The organism is Stenotrophomonas sp. YJH_SMC_119 (assembly GCF_059368315.1).
In genome coordinates, this window is the sequence record NZ_JCAFRP010000010.1 from 1 (window position 1) to 15494 (window position 15494).

Genomic DNA, 15494 nt, shown 5'->3' on the forward strand with positions numbered 1-15494 from the left:
CGCCGTAAACCCCCCTTCCGGGGTCCGGCCCAGCCGCTGGCGGCTGTGCGTTCGGGCGCTTGCGAAGCAGTGCTTCGCAAGCAAAGCGCCCTCACCCCTGGGGGCTCGATGGCGCCATCCATGGCGCCAACGGTCCTGCCAACCCACACCGCCCCACCCCCGACAGGTTCCTGGTGACGGTGGTAGATCCACGCCATGCGTGGATGAAATCTGTCAGATCTCGAATTGAATCCGGGGTCAGATCCGTTTTCCTGCGGAAAACGGATCTGACCCCAGGAGCCATTCCGACAGCTCGCAGGAAACTGTCGAAGGCGGGGTGGGTCCGGTTGCGGGAGTGTCCGCGGCATGGATGCCGCGGCCAAGCCCCCAGGGATGGGTTTACGGCGTCTCCCGCAACCGGACCCACCCCGCCTCCCACGGGAAGCCCGCTGTTGCTTCGGCAGTTGCTTCTGAGGTTGCCGGCCAGCGGCCGGCACTACTGCGGGTGCAGGGCGCAGCCCTGCCGATACCCCTCTCCCCGGCCGGGCTGGCAGAATAGGCGTCTCTGCCGTTATCCGAAGCCGACGATGCGCCTCTCCCAGTTCCACCTGCACACCACCAAGGAAACCCCCAGCGACGCCGAGCTCACCAGCCACCGGCTGATGCTGCGCGCGGGCATGATCCGCAAGCTGGCATCGGGCCTGTACACCTGGTCGCCGCTGGGCCTGCGCGTGCTGCGCAAGGTTGAACGCATCGTGCGCGAGGAAATGGACCGCGCCGGTGCCGTGGAATTCCAGATCCCGACCATCCAGCCGAAGGAACTGTGGGAGCAGACCGGCCGCTGGCAGAAGTTCGGCCCGCAGCTGCTGAAGATCAAGGACCGCAAGGACCAGGTGTTCTGCTACAGCCCGACCGCCGAAGAAGCCGCCTGCGACTTCGCGCGCAGCGAGCTGTCCAGCTACAAGCAGCTGCCGGTGAACTTCTACCAGGTGCAGACCAAGTTCCGCGACGAGATCCGTCCGCGCTTCGGCGTGATGCGTTCGCGTGAGTTCCTGATGAAGGACGCCTATTCGTTCCACCTGCACGATGAGTGCCTGGTGCGCGAGTACGAGAACATGAAGTCGGCCTACAGCCGCATCTTCACCCGCCTCGGCCTGGACTTCCGCATGGTGCAGGCCGACTCCGGTGCGATCGGTGGCGATGCCTCGCAGGAATTCCACGTCATCGCCGATTCCGGCGAGGACGCGCTGGTGTTCTCCACCGGTTCGGACTACGCCGCGAACATGGAAGCGGCGATCGCCGCCGACCCGGCACCGCGTGCGGCTGCCAGTGAAGCCATGCGCAAGGTCGACACCCCTACCCAGAAAACCTGCGAGGACGTCGCGGCGCTGCTCGGCATCGAGCTGCAGCGCACGGTGAAGTCGGTGGCGCTGATCGCCGGTGAAGGCGAAGCACAGCAGTTCGTGCTGGTGCTGGTGCGCGGCGACCATGAGGTCAACGAAATCAAGCTGGCCAAGGTTGCCGGCCTGGACGAACAGCGCTTTGCCAGCGAGGCGGAAATCGCCGAGTACCTGGGCAGCGTGCCGGGCTTCCTCGGTCCGGTCGCCCCGGCCAAGGCCATCCGCGTGGTCGCCGACCGCGAAGTGGCCGCGATGTCCGACTTCGTCGTCGGCGCCAACGAAGCCGGTTTCCACCTGGCCGGGGTCAACTGGGGCCGCGACCTGCCGGAACCGGAAGTGGCCGACATCCGCAACGTGCGTGCCGGTGACCGCGCGCTGGACGGTGGCGAACTGAAGATCGCCCGTGGCATCGAAGTCGGCCACGTGTTCCAGCTCGGCCGCAAATATGCCGAAGCGCTGGATGCCACCGTGCTGGACGAGAACGGCAAGGCGGCGGTGATGGCGATGGGCTGCTACGGCATCGGTATCTCGCGCGTGGTGGCTGCCGCGATCGAACAGAACCATGACGATGCCGGCATCATCTGGCCGGACGCGATGGCGCCGTGGCAGGTGGTGGTGTGCGTGATCAACCCGAGGGGCGACGCCGCCGTGGCCGATGCTGCTGCCAGCCTGCTGCAGGAACTCCGCGACGCCGGCCTCGATGCCGCGCTGGACGACCGTGGCCTGCGCCCGGGTGCGATGTTCGCCGACATGGAACTGATCGGCATCCCGCACCGCGTGGTGGTGAGCGAGCGCGGCCTGGCCGCCGGTACCTACGAGTACCGCTCGCGCCGCGCCAGCGAAGCGGAAAGCCTGGACAAGGCCACCCTGCTGCAGCGACTGCAGGGCTGATCAGGAGAAGACCGGGGCACGCCTCGGTCTTTTTTTTTGCCTGTCGCCCAGTTGAGCAATATTGCAGCGGACATAATCCGGTCAAAATCGACGCAATGCAGCCGGGATGCTGCCAGGCCATGACCCGCCTGCATTTGTGCTGTGATTAATTCATCTTTATTCTGTCCCGCGACGCCATGGACTGGCTCGTCCCGTCCACATTTTAGTTTCCGGAGTAACCGTAAATGAGCATTGACCTGACCGGCCTGTCGGCACGCGAGCTGGGCGCCCTGATCCGTACCGCCAAGAAGCAGCAGACCATCGTCGCCAAGCGCCGGCCAATCACCAAGGTCCGGGCCCAGCTGACCAAGCTGGCCAAGACCGAGGGTTACACCATTGAAGAACTGTTCGGCGGCGCCCCGGCACCGCGCGCGCGCAAAGCCGCCCCGGCAGCCAAGGCACCGTCCAAGACCGCCGGCCGCAAGCTGGGCAAGGTTGCCCCGAAGTACCGCAACCCGGCCAACCCCAAGGAAACCTGGACCGGTCGTGGCAAGCAGCCGCGCTGGATGGCCGAGCTGACCGCCAAGGGCAACAAGAAGCCGGAAGATTTCCTGATCAAGAAGGTCTGAGGCCGGATCGGGATGCAATGAAAAACGCCGGCGGAAGCCGGCGTTTTTCATTCTTCGGTGTGCGGGCCAACGGTCCACACCTACAGGGTTTTGCGCGCCGGCATCAGCAGGTTGCCGAACAGCAGGCCGGCCACCAGCGCCATCACCACGTTGAGCACGGTGAGGAACACGCTTTGGCCCGCGCCAACGTCCTGCTGCTGGACCAGGGTCAGCACGCCGCGCAGGCTGGTGCTGCCGGGCACCATCATGATGATGCCGGGCAGGCGGATGATCGCTCCTGGGCGGCCAACGAGGCGGCCGAACAGATTGCCACCGGCGGTCAGCAACATCGCTGACAGGAAGATGCCGGCCGGCGCGCCCCAGGCGTGCCCGCCGAACTTGGAGATCGCGTAACCCGCCACCGAGGCCGCGATCACCCACGGGTAATCGCGCCGGTTGGCCTTGAACAGCATCGCGAAGGCGAATGCCGCGGTCAGCAGCGAACCCCACTCCACCCACGGCCCCTGCGGCCGCGTGGCGCGGATCACCGGGTCCAGGCCGAGTACATCAGCCAGGGTCACCGCGATCATCGCGCCCACGCTGAGCTTCATGATGGTGGTCAACGCGCCGGCGAAGCGCGCGGTACCGGAGACCCAATGCTGGCTGGCGAGTTCATTGACCGCATTGGTCAGCGACATGCCCGGCAGCAGCACCACCAGCGAGGCGATGATCACCGTGTTGAGGTTGAGTGCGCCGACAAAGGACGCGACCAGGGTTGCGACCATGCCGGCCAGCAGCGCCGCCAGCGCCTCGGCCGCTTCACGGGTGGCCGGGCGACGGTCGGTGACCATGCCGAGCAGGCCGATCATCAGGCCGATGACACCGGCGGTGGCGATGTCCAGCCACGGCAGCTTCCACATGCCGGCCACGCCGGCCGCGCCGAGGGTGAATGAAAGAATGGTGCGCAGCTTGCCGCGCCGGCCCGGATCCTTGTCCAACTGGCGCAGCGCGGTGTGGCCCTGGGCAATGCTCATCCGCCCGTTGGCCACTTCCTCGGCGATATGGTCGGCGACGCTGAGCTTGTGCAGGTCGTTCTCACCGGGTGCCAGGCGGATCACGCGGGTGATGTCGCTGGAGCCGATCGCCTGTGCCGGGTCGCTGAAACTGAGGATGATACCGGTGGGATTCGACCAGGGTTCACAATCCAGATCGAGCTGGCGGGCCAGTGCCACCACCGCCGTTTCCAGGCGCTGGGCCGTGGTGCCGTAGCTGTGCAGGCGTCCGGCGATCTCGGAAACAAAGGCCACGCGCTGCGCGTAGGTGGCCTGGGGCGTGGGGATCGTGTGAGCGTCTGCGGACATGCGCCGTAGTATTACCTACTGCCGGGCCGCACTGGATAAATTCATCCGGGTTCGACGCGATGCCCCAGACAGAACGGTTATGCTGCGACCCGAATGGCCCAAGTGACCCCGAACCACGCCCCCCAGCTCGAACAGGATGCCCATGACCCGGGCCTGATCCGCCTGTCCGGCACCTGGACCTTGAAGACCGCGCTGGCCGCGGCCGAAGTCCTGCGCGGCGTTCCCGACACGCTGACCGGCATCGACGCCACCGGCATCGAGAAGATGGATTCGGCCGGCGTGCTGCAGGTACTGCGCGTAGCGCATCGCGCCGACCTTGGCGAGGACGCGTTGCAGTTCCGGCCGGACCACCAGGCACTGGTCTGCACCATCGAGGAAGTGGCTGACGACCGGCCCCGGCCCAAGCGCGATTTCGGCGTGCTGGCGGCGCTGGAACGGCTCGGTGTCAGCGTCCATGCCACTGGCCACAACATCAAGGCGCTGTGCAGTTTCCTCGGCGAGAACCTGGTCAAGGCTGCACGCCTGGTCAAGGAGCCCCGCCGTTTCCGCCTGACCGCCACCGTCCACCAGATGGAGCAGGTCGGGCTGGACGCAGTACCGCTGGTGGCGCTGCTGTCCTACCTGGTTGGCGCGGTGATCGCCTTTCTCGGCTCGACCATCCTGCGCGACTTCGGCGCCGAGATCTACGTGGTCGAGCTGGTCAACATCGCCTTCCTGCGCGAGTTCGCCGTGCTGCTGACCGCGATCGTGCTGGCCGGCCGCACCGCCAGTGCGTTCACCGCGCAGATCGGCGCGATGAAGGCGCGCGAGGAAATCGACGCGATGCGCACGCTGGGTCTGGATCCGATCGACCTGCTGGTGCTGCCACGCCTGCTGGCGCTGCTGGTCACCCTGCCCCTGCTGACCTTCATCGCGATGATCGCGGGCCTGGCCGGCGGCATCACTGTCGGCGCGTTCGACCTCGACATCCCGCCGCAGATGTACATCGCGCGCATGCACGAGACGATGGAAGTGCGGCACATGCTGGTCGGCCTGTCGAAGGCGCCGGTGTTTGCGCTGGTGATCGGCCTGATCGGCTGCCTGGAAGGGCTGAAGGTGGAAGGCACGGCGCAGTCGGTCGGTGAACGCACCACCTCCAGCGTGGTGCAGACGATCTCGCTGGTGATCATCATCGACGCCTTCGCGGCGTTGTGGTTCATGCACATGGACTGGTGACATGAGCACGCATCCGACTCCCGAAGAAATACCCATGCAGGACGGCGACGGCCACGACCTGGCCATCCGCGTGCGCGGGCTGGTCAACCGCTTCGGCAGCCAGACCGTGCATGAAGACCTGGACCTGGACGTGCGCCGTGGCGAGATCCTGGGCGTGGTGGGTGGCTCGGGCACCGGCAAGTCGGTGCTGATGCGCTCGATCCTGGGCCTGCGCACGCCCGACGCCGGCCAGATCGAAGTGCTGGGCCGCGATGCGCGTGCCGACGACGCCGAGAGCCGCCTGCACATCGAACGCAATACCGGCGTGCTGTTCCAGGACGGCGCCCTGTTCTCATCGCTGACCGTGGGCGAGAACGTGCAGGTGCCCTTGAAGGAACACCACCGCGAATTGCCCGAGCGCTGGCACTACGAGCTGGCGCTGCTGAAGGTGAAGCTGGCCGGCCTGCCCGCCGATGCGATCAACAAGCTGCCATCGCAGTTGTCCGGTGGCATGCGCAAGCGCGCCGGCCTGGCCCGCGCGCTGGCGCTGGACCCGCCGCTGCTGTTCCTGGATGAACCGACCGCAGGCCTCGACCCGATCGGTGCGGCCGCGTTCGACCGCCTGATCAAGACCCTGCAGGAGGCGCTGGGGCTGACCGTGTTCCTGATCACCCACGACCTGGACACGCTGTACGCCATCTGCGACCGGGTGGCGGTGATCGCCGACCGCAAAGTGGTGGCCAACGCGCCGCTGCCGGACATCGAGAAACTGGATCATCCGTGGATCCAGGAATACTTCCACGGACCGCGTGCGCGTGCCGCGCGCGGCGAACAGATCGAGAGTGCCTGAGCCATGGAAACCAAAGCCAACTACGTGCTGATCGGCGCGTTCACCCTGATCACCGGCCTGGCCCTGCTGGCCTTCGGCCTGTGGGCGGCCAAGTACTCCTCCGACCGCACCTGGCAGGAATACCGCGTGGTGTTCCGCGAGGCCGTGACCGGCCTGTCGGTGGGCAGCCCGGTGCAGTACAACGGCATCGCGGTCGGTTCGATCATCGAACTGAACCTGGTGCCGGACGACCCGCGCCAGGTGGTCGCACGCATCCGCCTGAACTCGACCACCCCGGTCAAGACCGATACCCGTGCCAAGCTGGCGATCACCAGCCTGACCGGCCCGTCGATCATCCAGCTCAGCGGCGGCACGCCGCAGTCGCCGGCGCTGACCACGGTCAACAAGGACCCGGCCCCGATCATCCCGACCACGCCGTCGGCGCTGCAGAACATCACCGACGTCGCCAACCGCATCGTCGAGCGCATGGACCAGATCCTCAGCGACCGCAACGTGGCCTCGATCAACGCGACGCTGGCCAACCTGGAGACGATCAGCGGCGGCCTGGCCGACCGTGACCAGGGTACCCAGGCGCTGCTGCTCAGCGCGCGCGATGCCGCCCGCAGTCTGGACACCACGCTGAAGACCACCAACGGCACCATCGAGCGCCTGGACAGGAACCTGGTGCAGCAGCTGCCGGGCATCATCGACAAACTGGATGGCACTCTGGCCAAGCTCGACTCGGCCGCCGGCAACGCCGATTCGATCCTTGGCGAGAACCGCGCCGCGATCAACAGCTTCGCCAATGATGGCCTCGGCCAGCTGGGCCCGACGCTGACCGAACTGCGCGGCCTGATCCGCGACCTGCGCCGGGTCAGCGACCGCCTCGAGAACAACCCCGCGCGCTACCTGCTGGGCCGCGACGCACCGAAGGAGTTCGAACCCAAATGAGCCCGATGACCCTTCCGCGCCTGCTGCTGGCCGCTTCGCTGGTCACCCTGCTGGGCGGCTGCTCCATCCTTGGCAGCAGCGAGAAAACCGCGGTGACGCTGTACTCGCCCGCCGTGCAGGTGAAGGCCGATCCGGCGTGGCCGCAGGCCAGCTGGCAGCTGGTACTGGCCAAGCCCAGCGCCGCACGCATGGTCGACAGCCCGCGCATCAACGTGCGGCCGACCCCATCGCAGCTGGAGATCTACAAGGGCGCCAGCTGGGCCCAGCCGGCCACCGACATGATCGAGGACACCCTGCTGCGCGGCTTTGAGGATTCCGGACGCATCCACGGCGTCGCCCGCAGCACCGCCGGCATCCGCGCCGACTACAAGCTGTCCACCGACGTGCGCCGCTTCGAGTCGGACTACCAGGGCCAGGCCACGCCGACCGTGGTGATCGAGGTCAACGCCAAGCTGATCCACGTCGCCGACCAGCGCGTGGTGGCCGACCGTACCTTCCGCCAGGCACAGCCGGTCGGCAGTACCGACGTGCCGGCGGTGACCGCCGCGTTCGAGCGCGGCCTGCAGCAGCTGGCGCAGGATGTGGTGGGCTGGACGCTGGTGAGCGGGCAGGCCGACCAGCCGACCGTCACGCGCTGATCGATCAGCGTGGCGCAATCCAGCGGAACGTCAGGTTGATCCGCTCGCCCTGCACGCGCGCCATCTTCGGCAACGCGTGCTGGTAATAACGCTGGGTCTGCCCGGCCATTACCAGCAGGTCGCCATGGCCGAGCAGGTACTCGGTCTTCTGCGCCGTATCGTCTCGCCGGCGCAGCAGGAAGCGCCGTGCCGCGCCCAGGCTCAGCGAGGCGATCACCGGCGCCGGGCCCAGTTCGGGCTCGTCGTCGCTGTGCCAGCCCATGTAATCGCCACCGCCGCGATAGCGGTTCAGCAGTACGCTGTTGAAGCGGCCGAAGCCATCGTCCTGCAGGCGCTCGCGCATGCCCTGCAGGGACGGCGGCCACGGGTGCGGCACGAATTCTGCCCCCGAGTAGCGATAGCGCGCCTGCGGATCACCTATCCAGCAGCTCAACCGTGGCGAATCCACCCAGCTGCCGAACATGCGGATGCGATGCACCTCCCACGGCACGCCGGCTTGCAGATCGCGCTGCAAGGCATCGGCCTCGGCGGGAGACAGCCAGGCCGGGAGGTGGCGGACGTCCGCATCGGGAAGGTCGTGGGGGAACAGCATGGCGGCACAGTAGCACCTGATGGATTTGATGGATTTGCCGTTGCAGCGACGATTACCGGAAAATGGCTGCAGTCCCACCGTTGGTCCCGAATCATGCGCCGCCCCTCTTTTCCCAGGTTCCATCCATGAGCCACGCGGCGCCCGGCATCCGCCAGCTCACCTTCTCGGTCCTGCGCGCACTGTTCCGTGCCCTGCCGATGCCTGCGTCGCTGCGTGATCGGCTGCGCAACCGGGGCCTGGATCGCATTGGCAGCTGGAGTCCCCCTCCGCCGCGTGGTCGCCTCGGCGCCGCTGCCGACGGTACCCGTCCACTGCAGCGCGCCGATGAACGGGCGATCGGCTACGCCGCCGAAGATGACGCGCCATTGCCTGCCACGCTGCCAGCTACGCTGGTGGCCTTCTATCTGCCCCAGTTCCATCCGTTCGAAGAGAACGATGCCTGGTGGGGCAAGGGCTTCACTGAATGGCGAAATGTCAGCCGCGCCCTGCCCCAGTTCGAGGGCCATGTACAGCCACGCCTGCCCGGCGACCTGGGCTTCTATGACCTTCGTGTTGGCGACACGCTGCGGGCGCAGGCCAAACTCGCTGCAGACCATGGCATCGGCGCTTTCTGCTTCTACTTCTACTGGTTCAGCGGCCACACGCTGATGGAGCGGCCGCTGCGGCAGTGGTTGGCCGACAGCACGATCGAGCTGCCGTTCTGCCTGTGTTGGGCCAACGAGAACTGGACCCGGCGCTGGGATGGGCGCAACCAGGACGTACTGATCGGCCAACAGCACAGTGCCGAGGATGATCTGGCGTTCATCGCCCACGTTGCCGATTACCTGCGCGACCGGCGTGCGTTGAAGATCGAGGGACGACCGGTGTTGCTGCTGTACCGGCCACAGTTGCTGCCCGACCCCAAGGCCACGGCGGCGCGCTGGCGTGGCTGGTGCCGTGAAAATGGCATCGGCGAGATCCATCTGGCCTACGTGCAGAGTTTCGAACGCCCGGACCCCCGCGACATCGGCTTCGATGCCGCGGTGGAGTTCCCACCGAATATTGCCGCCCCACGCCAGCTGAACACCACGCAGTTCCTGCTCAATCCCGATTACGAAGGCGACGTGCGTGACTGGCGTGAGCTGGCGACACAGATGCGCCGTGCACCACTGGCGGACTATCCGTTGTATCCAGGTGTCAACCCGGGCTGGGACAACGAAGCGCGCCGCCCGGGACGCGGCCGCGTGCTGCTTCACGCGTCGCCGCGTGGCTACAGCGACTGGTTGCACGACACGGTGCACCAGCGCCTGCGTGATGTGGCGCCTGCTCGGCGCCTGGTATTCATCAATGCCTGGAACGAATGGGCCGAAAGCGCTGTTCTTGAACCCGATGCCCGTCTCGGCCATGCCTGGCTGCAAGCCACCCGGCGCGCGCTGTTCCCCTCGCAGGCCGCTCCGTCGCGTCCCTGCATCGTCATCCACGCGTGGTACCTGGATGCCCTGCCGGAGCTGTTGCAGGCAGTGAAGGACAGCGGGCTACAGGCACGCCTGGTCATCACCACCACAGGCGAGCGTCAGGCACAGGTGCAGTCGATCATCGATGCGCAGGGCCTGACCGCTGAGATCTGGGTCTACGACAACCACGGCCGGGACGTCCTGCCGTTCCTGCACGCCGCCGACCGATTGCTGCAGCAGAACGAATCGCTGGTGCTGAAGCTGCACACCAAGCGCTCCACCCACCGCGACAATGGTGACCAGTGGCGGCGCGAGATGGTCGATGCGCTGCTGGGCACTGCGCAGGCTGCGGCGAACCTGGCCCATCTGCTGGCAAATCCCAGCATCGGCCTGATGGCTCCGGCGGGCCACCTGCTGAAGGTAGCCGACTACATCGGCGGCAATGCGCAGCGCATGGAGCGGCTGTGGGCATTGCTGGGCCTGGACAGCGCGCCCGGTGACGGGCAGTTCGCGTCCGGCAGCATGTTCTGGGTACGCCTGCCGGCGCTGCGCCCGCTGCTCGATGCCCATCTGCTGCCGAGCATGTTCGACACTGAAGCGGGGCAGATCGATGGCACGCTGGCGCATGCCATCGAACGTGCGACTGGAGCCGTAGTGTCCGCTGCCGGGTTCACCGTGGCCGACACCTCCGAGGTGGAAGGCGCTCCCCCGCGCGCTTCCTCCTCGGAATATGCTTACGCCCGAAAGCGCTGAGGCTCCGGCCTCAGCTGCGCGCAAACGCCACGCCGGTCTTCTCCTTCAGCTCATCGTCGCCCACACCCGGCGCCGCTTCCACCAGCACCAGACCAGCATCGGTGACGTCAAACACGGCCAGGTCGGTGATGATGCGGTCGACCACGCCGACGCCGGTCAGCGGCAGCGTGCATTCGGCCAGGACCTTGTGCTCGCCGTTCTTGGCGGTGTGCTCCATCAGCACCACCACGCGCTGCACGCCGGCCACCAGGTCCATCGCGCCGCCCATGCCCTTGACCATCTTGCCGGGCACCATCCAGTTGGCCAGGTCGCCCTTGTCGGTGACCTGCATGGCCCCGAGGATGGCCAGGTTGACGTGGCCGCCGCGGATCATCGCGAAGCTGTCGTGGCTGCCGAAATAGCTGGCACCGGCGCGTGCGGTCACGGTCTGCTTGCCGGCATTGATCAGGTCGGCGTCCACTTCCGCGTCGGTCGGGAACGGGCCGATACCGAGCAGGCCGTTCTCCGACTGCAGCCACACGTCCACGCCTTCAGGGATGTGGTTGGCGACCAGTGTCGGCAGGCCGATGCCCAGGTTCACGTACGCACCATCGGTCAGTTCGCGGGCGGCGCGTGCCGCCATCTCGTCACGGGTCCACGCCATGTCAGTTGCCCTCCGCGCGGATGGTGCGCTGTTCGATGCGTTTTTCAGGATGCGCGTTGTGCACGATGCGGTGCACGTAGATGCCCGGCAGGTGCACCTGGTCCGGATCGATGGCACCGACCGGTACCACCTCCTCCACCTCCACGATGCAGATCTTGCCGGCCATCGCACAGGCAGGGTTGAAGTTGCGCGCGGTCTTGCGGAACACCAGGTTGCCGGCCTCGTCGGCCGTCCACGCCTTGACCAGCGCCACGTCGGCGCGCAGCGCGGTTTCCATCACGTAGTGCTTGCCGTCGAACTCGCGGGTTTCCTTGCCTTCGGCCACCACCGTGCCATAGCCGGTGGCGGTGAAGAACGCCGGAATACCCGCACCGCCGGCACGCAAGCGCTCGGCCAGGGTGCCCTGCGGATTGAATTCCAGCTCGAGCTCGCCGGCCAGGAACTGCCGCTCGAACTCCTTGTTCTCGCCCACGTAGGACGAAATCATCTTCTTGATCTGCCGGGTTTCCAGCAGTTGGCCCAGGCCGAAACCATCAACGCCGGCATTGTTGGAGATCACGGTCAGGCCCTTGGCACCACTGTCGCGCAGCGCGGCGATCAATGCCTCGGGAATGCCACACAGGCCGAAGCCGCCCACGGCCAGCGTCTGGCCATCGGCGACCACCCCTTGCAGGGCCTCCGCCGCACTGGCGAAGCGCTTGCTGCGCTTGCCGGTGAAAGTCGATTGCTGCATTGCTGTACTACCCTGCACGTTGAGGATGACCGCATTCTAGCTGGAGGGCGGCGAAGGGCCTGGATGCGCCGCAGCATTGCACGGGCATCGCACTGGGTTCCGTAGAATGCCCGGTTCCCCTGCCATGGCCGGCCCCATGCCCGGCCCACCCTCATTGATGGCCCAGACCTACACCGAAGAAGACCTGCTCCGCTGGATGGACGCGTGGACACTGGAAAAGAGCGAACGTTGCCTGTCCGGTGTCCGCAACATGCATCTGACCAGTGGAATGCTCATCGCCGAAGTGAAAGGCTCGGCCAGATATCCCTACCGGGTGGAAATCGATCTGGAAGCCAGCCTGCGCCATCCTCGCAGCCGCCTGCAAAGTGAATGCTCGTGCCCTGTCGGCCATCACTGCAAGCACGTGGCGGCAGTGCTGGTCGCCCACATGCTGGACGCAGCAGACCTGGGCGATGACGATCCAGCGTCGGAGCACGAACCGGTCCAGTCGCCACGCCGCGAACTGCTGGAACAGCTGTCACGCTGGCAGTCCGTCAGAGCCCAGCCTCCCCGGTCGCGTAGAAACGGCATCATCTTCGAGCTGTCCACGTTCAATCACCGGCCTTCCATCCTGCTCCGCCGCGTCAAATACGCCCTCGACGATACGATCGAGTTCGACAAGTGGCAGGAAATCACCCCTCAGCTGTTGCTGGAACCGCCCGCCTACCTGACGCAGGCCGACCTGGCCGCGGTGGCGCAGCTGTGGGCCCTGCATCAGTCGGTAAAACCGCCGGAGTGGTTCGACGTCGGCACGATCCTGCAGTCGATCGTGTCCAGCGGGCATGGCTGGGTGTCATGTGGCATGCATGATCGCGTGCCGGCCAGGCCCGGCGCACCACGTCGCGGTACGTTGGGGTGGAGCGCAGAGACGATTCACGGCAGGTTGCTGCTGGCGCCGGCACTGAGCGTGGAAGGCGATGCGGACGGCCTCGTACTGGGATCTAGTGCCGGTTACCTGGATCCGGTCTCCGGTGAAGTCGGCCTTCTCCTGCTGGACGTCAAGCCGGAGGACGCAGACGCGTTCCTCGCCCTTCCCCACCTGCTCCCCGATGAGGAACCGATCGTGGCGCAACTGCTGCAACAGATCGACCCCGCGCTGCCGCGCCCCGGTGCAGGCGACACACTGCCTACGCTGCAGATCAGCGCCATGACCCCCGTGCTGCGCCTGCATACGATCAAATTCCGGCCGCCGTGGCTCGGCCCCCGCGACCCTTCGCAATGGGCCGATATCGCAACCGTGGCCTTCGAGTACGACGAGCACGTGCGGTTCCTGGATGATCCGAGCCTGTTCGCCCACGATCCGGAGGGTCAACTCGCACTGCTGCCCCGCGACCTGGGTGAGGAATCACGGCGCGAGGCCGAGCTGCGCACGGTGGGCTTGCATCGCGACACGGCTCCGCGGGCGCCACTGGAAGGCGCCGGCCCGCAGTTCCAGCTGCGTACCCATGACTGGACACGGTTCCTGCTGGACGACGTGCCGCGCCTGGAAGCCTTGGGCTGGAAGGTGGAGGCGGACGAGGATTTCCGCCATCGCATCACCCGGGTGGAGGAGATCGACCTGGACATCCAGGCGGACCCGGAAGACGCGGGCTGGTTCAACCTGGGCCTGGACATCCAGGTGGAAGGCCGCGATGTGTCGATGGTTCCGCTGCTGCAGCAGGTGCTGCAGGCCGACCCTCGCTGGATGCGTGGCCAGCTGGATGACATCGGCGACGACGAGAACATCCTGTTGACGACGGGCGACAACACGCGCCTGGCACTGCGGGCCGCACGACTCAAGCCGATCATGGCCCTGTTGGCGGACCTGTTTACCCAGCGTGGCGCGCCGCTGCGCCTGTCTGCGCTTGACCGTGGCCGCCTGCAGGCGCTGCAGGACACTGCGCGCCTGCAGTTCCGTGGCCGCAAGGATACCCAGGCGCTCGTGCAGCGGCTGATGCAGGCACCCGCACCGAGCGAAGTACCGCCGCCGGCAGGGCTGGAGGCAACGCTTCGCCCCTATCAGCTCGAGGGCCTGTCGTGGCTGCAGTACCTGCGCCAGCAGGGCTTGGGCGGCGTGCTGGCCGATGACATGGGGCTGGGCAAGACTCTGCAGACCCTGGCGCATCTGCTGGTCGAGAAGGAAAGTGGCCGCCTGGACCAGCCGGCGCTGCTGGTGGTGCCGACCTCGCTGCTGCACAACTGGCAGAGCGAAGCGGCACGCTTCACCCCTGCCCTGCGTGTGCTGACCCTGCATGGACCGGCACGTGAAGCGCTGTTCGAGGCCATCCCCGAACACGATCTTGTACTGACCACGTACCCCCTGCTGTGGCGCGACGAGCAGGCGCTGCAGGCATATGCCTACCATCTGCTGATTCTGGATGAAGCCCAGCAGGTGAAGAATCCGAAATCACGCGCTGCCGTCACCCTGCGCACGTTGCAGGCCCGCCATCGCCTGTGTCTGACCGGCACGCCGCTGGAAAACCACCTGGGCGAACTGTGGACGCAGTTCGATTTCCTGCTGCCTGGCCTGCTCGGCACCGAGAAGCAGTTCAACCAGCATTGGCGCCACCCCATCGAACGCGGCAGCGACCATCGCCGTGCCCAGCTGCTGGCGCAGCGGTTGCGCCCGTTCATCCTGCGCCGACGCAAGGACCAGGTCGCGTCGGAGCTTCCGCCCAAGACCCTCATTACCCGTGCGGTCGAAATGGAGGGCGGCCAGCGTGATCTCTATGAAACCGTGCGTGCAGCGATGGAAAAGCAGGTGCGTGAGGCCATCAGCGGCAGCGGGCTGGCGCGCAGCCATATCGTGGTGCTGGATGCATTGCTGAAACTGCGCCAGGTCTGCTGCGATCCGCGCCTGCTGCCGGGCAACGCACCGGCACGGGCTGCAGGCTCGGCCAAACTGGATCTGTTGCGCGAGATGCTGCCGCCGATGGTCGAGGAAGGTCGTCGCATCCTGGTGTTCTCGCAGTTCACCGGCATGCTGTCGCTGATCGCGCAGGCGCTGGACGATCTGGGACTGGCCTATGTGACCCTGACCGGTGATACCCAGGACCGGGCCACGCCGGTGCAGCGTTTCATGCAGGGTGAAATCCCGGTGTTCCTGATCAGCCTCAAGGCAGGTGGCGTGGGGTTGAACCTGACCGCGGCCGACACCGTCATCCATTTCGATCCCTGGTGGAATCCCGCTGCCGAGAACCAGGCCAGTGACCGCGCTCACCGGATCGGCCAGCAGCAGCCGGTGTTCGTCTACCGGTTGATCACTGCAGGCAGCATCGAAGAGCGGATTGCCGAGCTGCAGGAGCGCAAGGCTCTGCTGGCCGAATCGATTCTCGAAGGCGGTGGCAGCGCCGGGCCGCGCTTCAGCGAAGAAGACGTGCAGGCACTGCTGGCGCCACTGCCGGGCCTGCCGGCCAGACGCACCCGCAGGCCGGGCCGGCGGCCGCCGCAGCACTGACCGGAACACCCAGTCAGGTGGCGTTTCCCGATGGA

At 66.6% G+C, this 15494-nt stretch carries 11 protein-coding genes and 1 pseudogene; 8 read left to right on the forward strand and 4 right to left on the reverse strand.

All coding sequences use genetic code 11. The features are described 5' to 3' along the window. Positions 1 to 566: 566 nt before the first annotated feature. Positions 567 to 2270: a proline--tRNA ligase gene (locus AC5P6S_RS14950; RefSeq protein ID WP_099561836.1), complete on the forward strand. Its 1704-nt coding sequence runs from the start codon at positions 567 to 569 to the stop codon at positions 2268 to 2270. Between the two features lie 224 nt (positions 2271 to 2494). Then, a pseudogene (locus AC5P6S_RS14955) lies at positions 2495 to 2875 on the forward strand (H-NS histone family protein); the annotation flags it as partial. 83 nt (positions 2876 to 2958) lie between these two features. On the opposite strand, the gene AC5P6S_RS14960 reads toward AC5P6S_RS14955, so the two are convergent. Beyond that, positions 2959 to 4218, reverse strand: coding sequence for a threonine/serine exporter family protein (locus AC5P6S_RS14960; protein WP_005408003.1), 1260 nt, complete (start codon positions 4216 to 4218; stop codon positions 2959 to 2961). Between the two features lie 93 nt (positions 4219 to 4311). Between AC5P6S_RS14960 and AC5P6S_RS14965 the strand changes: the two genes are divergently transcribed. Genes AC5P6S_RS14965 through AC5P6S_RS14980 form a run of 4 tightly spaced genes read left to right on the forward strand, consistent with a single transcriptional unit; the run spans position 4312 to position 7830 of the window. Beyond that, a complete protein-coding gene (locus AC5P6S_RS14965; protein WP_005408002.1) occupies positions 4312 to 5433 on the forward strand; it encodes an ABC transporter permease in 1122 nt (373 codons plus the stop codon). A 1-nt stretch (position 5434) separates the two neighbouring features. After that, a complete protein-coding gene (locus AC5P6S_RS14970; protein WP_005408001.1) occupies positions 5435 to 6262 on the forward strand; it encodes an ABC transporter ATP-binding protein in 828 nt (275 codons plus the stop codon). 3 nt (positions 6263 to 6265) lie between these two features. Continuing rightward, positions 6266 to 7192 carry an MlaD family protein gene (locus AC5P6S_RS14975; RefSeq protein WP_005408000.1) on the forward strand — a complete coding sequence of 309 codons (927 nt, stop codon included), beginning with the start codon at positions 6266 to 6268 and terminating at the stop codon, positions 7190 to 7192. Further along, positions 7189 to 7830: an ABC-type transport auxiliary lipoprotein family protein gene (locus AC5P6S_RS14980; protein WP_099561838.1), complete on the forward strand. Its 642-nt coding sequence runs from the start codon at positions 7189 to 7191 to the stop codon at positions 7828 to 7830. Before AC5P6S_RS14975 ends, AC5P6S_RS14980 begins: the two co-directional genes overlap by 4 nt. A gap of 4 nt (positions 7831 to 7834) precedes the next feature. On the opposite strand, the gene AC5P6S_RS14985 is transcribed toward AC5P6S_RS14980, so the two are convergent. Continuing rightward, the gene (locus AC5P6S_RS14985) at positions 7835 to 8422 is read right to left on the reverse strand and encodes an alpha-ketoglutarate-dependent dioxygenase AlkB family protein (protein WP_087802820.1); all 588 of its coding nucleotides are present in this window, start codon (positions 8420 to 8422) and stop codon (positions 7835 to 7837) included. A 125-nt stretch (positions 8423 to 8547) separates the two neighbouring features. Here AC5P6S_RS14985 and AC5P6S_RS14990 point away from each other — a divergent pair, with 125 nt between their 5' ends. Then, positions 8548 to 10608, forward strand: coding sequence for a glycoside hydrolase family 99-like domain-containing protein (locus tag AC5P6S_RS14990; protein ID WP_495204655.1), 2061 nt, complete (start codon positions 8548 to 8550; stop codon positions 10606 to 10608). A 10-nt stretch (positions 10609 to 10618) separates the two neighbouring features. Here AC5P6S_RS14990 and AC5P6S_RS14995 read toward each other — a convergent pair whose 3' ends face one another. Together AC5P6S_RS14995 and AC5P6S_RS15000 are read right to left on the reverse strand one after the other, a co-directional pair. Then, on the reverse strand, positions 10619 to 11251 hold the full coding sequence (locus tag AC5P6S_RS14995; RefSeq protein WP_060381085.1) for a CoA transferase subunit B: 633 nt from the start codon (positions 11249 to 11251) through the stop codon (positions 10619 to 10621). Position 11252: 1 nt separating this feature from the next. Continuing rightward, positions 11253 to 11984, reverse strand: coding sequence for a CoA transferase subunit A (locus tag AC5P6S_RS15000; protein ID WP_065183708.1), 732 nt, complete (start codon positions 11982 to 11984; stop codon positions 11253 to 11255). Positions 11985 to 12141: 157 nt separating this feature from the next. On the opposite strand from AC5P6S_RS15000, the gene AC5P6S_RS15005 reads away from it, so the two are divergent. Beyond that, positions 12142 to 15459, forward strand: coding sequence for a DEAD/DEAH box helicase (locus AC5P6S_RS15005; protein ID WP_495204664.1), 3318 nt, complete (start codon positions 12142 to 12144; stop codon positions 15457 to 15459). Positions 15460 to 15494 lie beyond the last annotated feature (35 nt).

Bases quoted from the DNA above. Each gene is read 5' to 3' on its own strand.
- AC5P6S_RS14950 (WP_099561836.1), top strand. From the start codon at position 567: ATGCGCCTCTCCCAGTTCCACCTGCACACCACCAAGGAAACCCCCAGC.
- AC5P6S_RS14960 (WP_005408003.1), bottom strand. From the start codon at position 4,218: ATGTCCGCAGACGCTCACACGATCCCCACGCCCCAGGCCACCTACGCG.
- AC5P6S_RS14965 (WP_005408002.1), top strand. From the start codon at position 4,312: ATGGCCCAAGTGACCCCGAACCACGCCCCCCAGCTCGAACAGGATGCC.
- AC5P6S_RS14970 (WP_005408001.1), top strand. From the start codon at position 5,435: ATGAGCACGCATCCGACTCCCGAAGAAATACCCATGCAGGACGGCGAC.
- AC5P6S_RS14975 (WP_005408000.1), top strand. From the start codon at position 6,266: ATGGAAACCAAAGCCAACTACGTGCTGATCGGCGCGTTCACCCTGATC.
- AC5P6S_RS14980 (WP_099561838.1), top strand. From the start codon at position 7,189: ATGAGCCCGATGACCCTTCCGCGCCTGCTGCTGGCCGCTTCGCTGGTC.
- AC5P6S_RS14985 (WP_087802820.1), bottom strand. From the start codon at position 8,422: ATGCTGTTCCCCCACGACCTTCCCGATGCGGACGTCCGCCACCTCCCG.
- AC5P6S_RS14990 (WP_495204655.1), top strand. From the start codon at position 8,548: ATGAGCCACGCGGCGCCCGGCATCCGCCAGCTCACCTTCTCGGTCCTG.
- AC5P6S_RS14995 (WP_060381085.1), bottom strand. From the start codon at position 11,251: ATGGCGTGGACCCGTGACGAGATGGCGGCACGCGCCGCCCGCGAACTG.
- AC5P6S_RS15000 (WP_065183708.1), bottom strand. From the start codon at position 11,984: ATGCAGCAATCGACTTTCACCGGCAAGCGCAGCAAGCGCTTCGCCAGT.
- AC5P6S_RS15005 (WP_495204664.1), top strand. From the start codon at position 12,142: ATGGCCCAGACCTACACCGAAGAAGACCTGCTCCGCTGGATGGACGCG.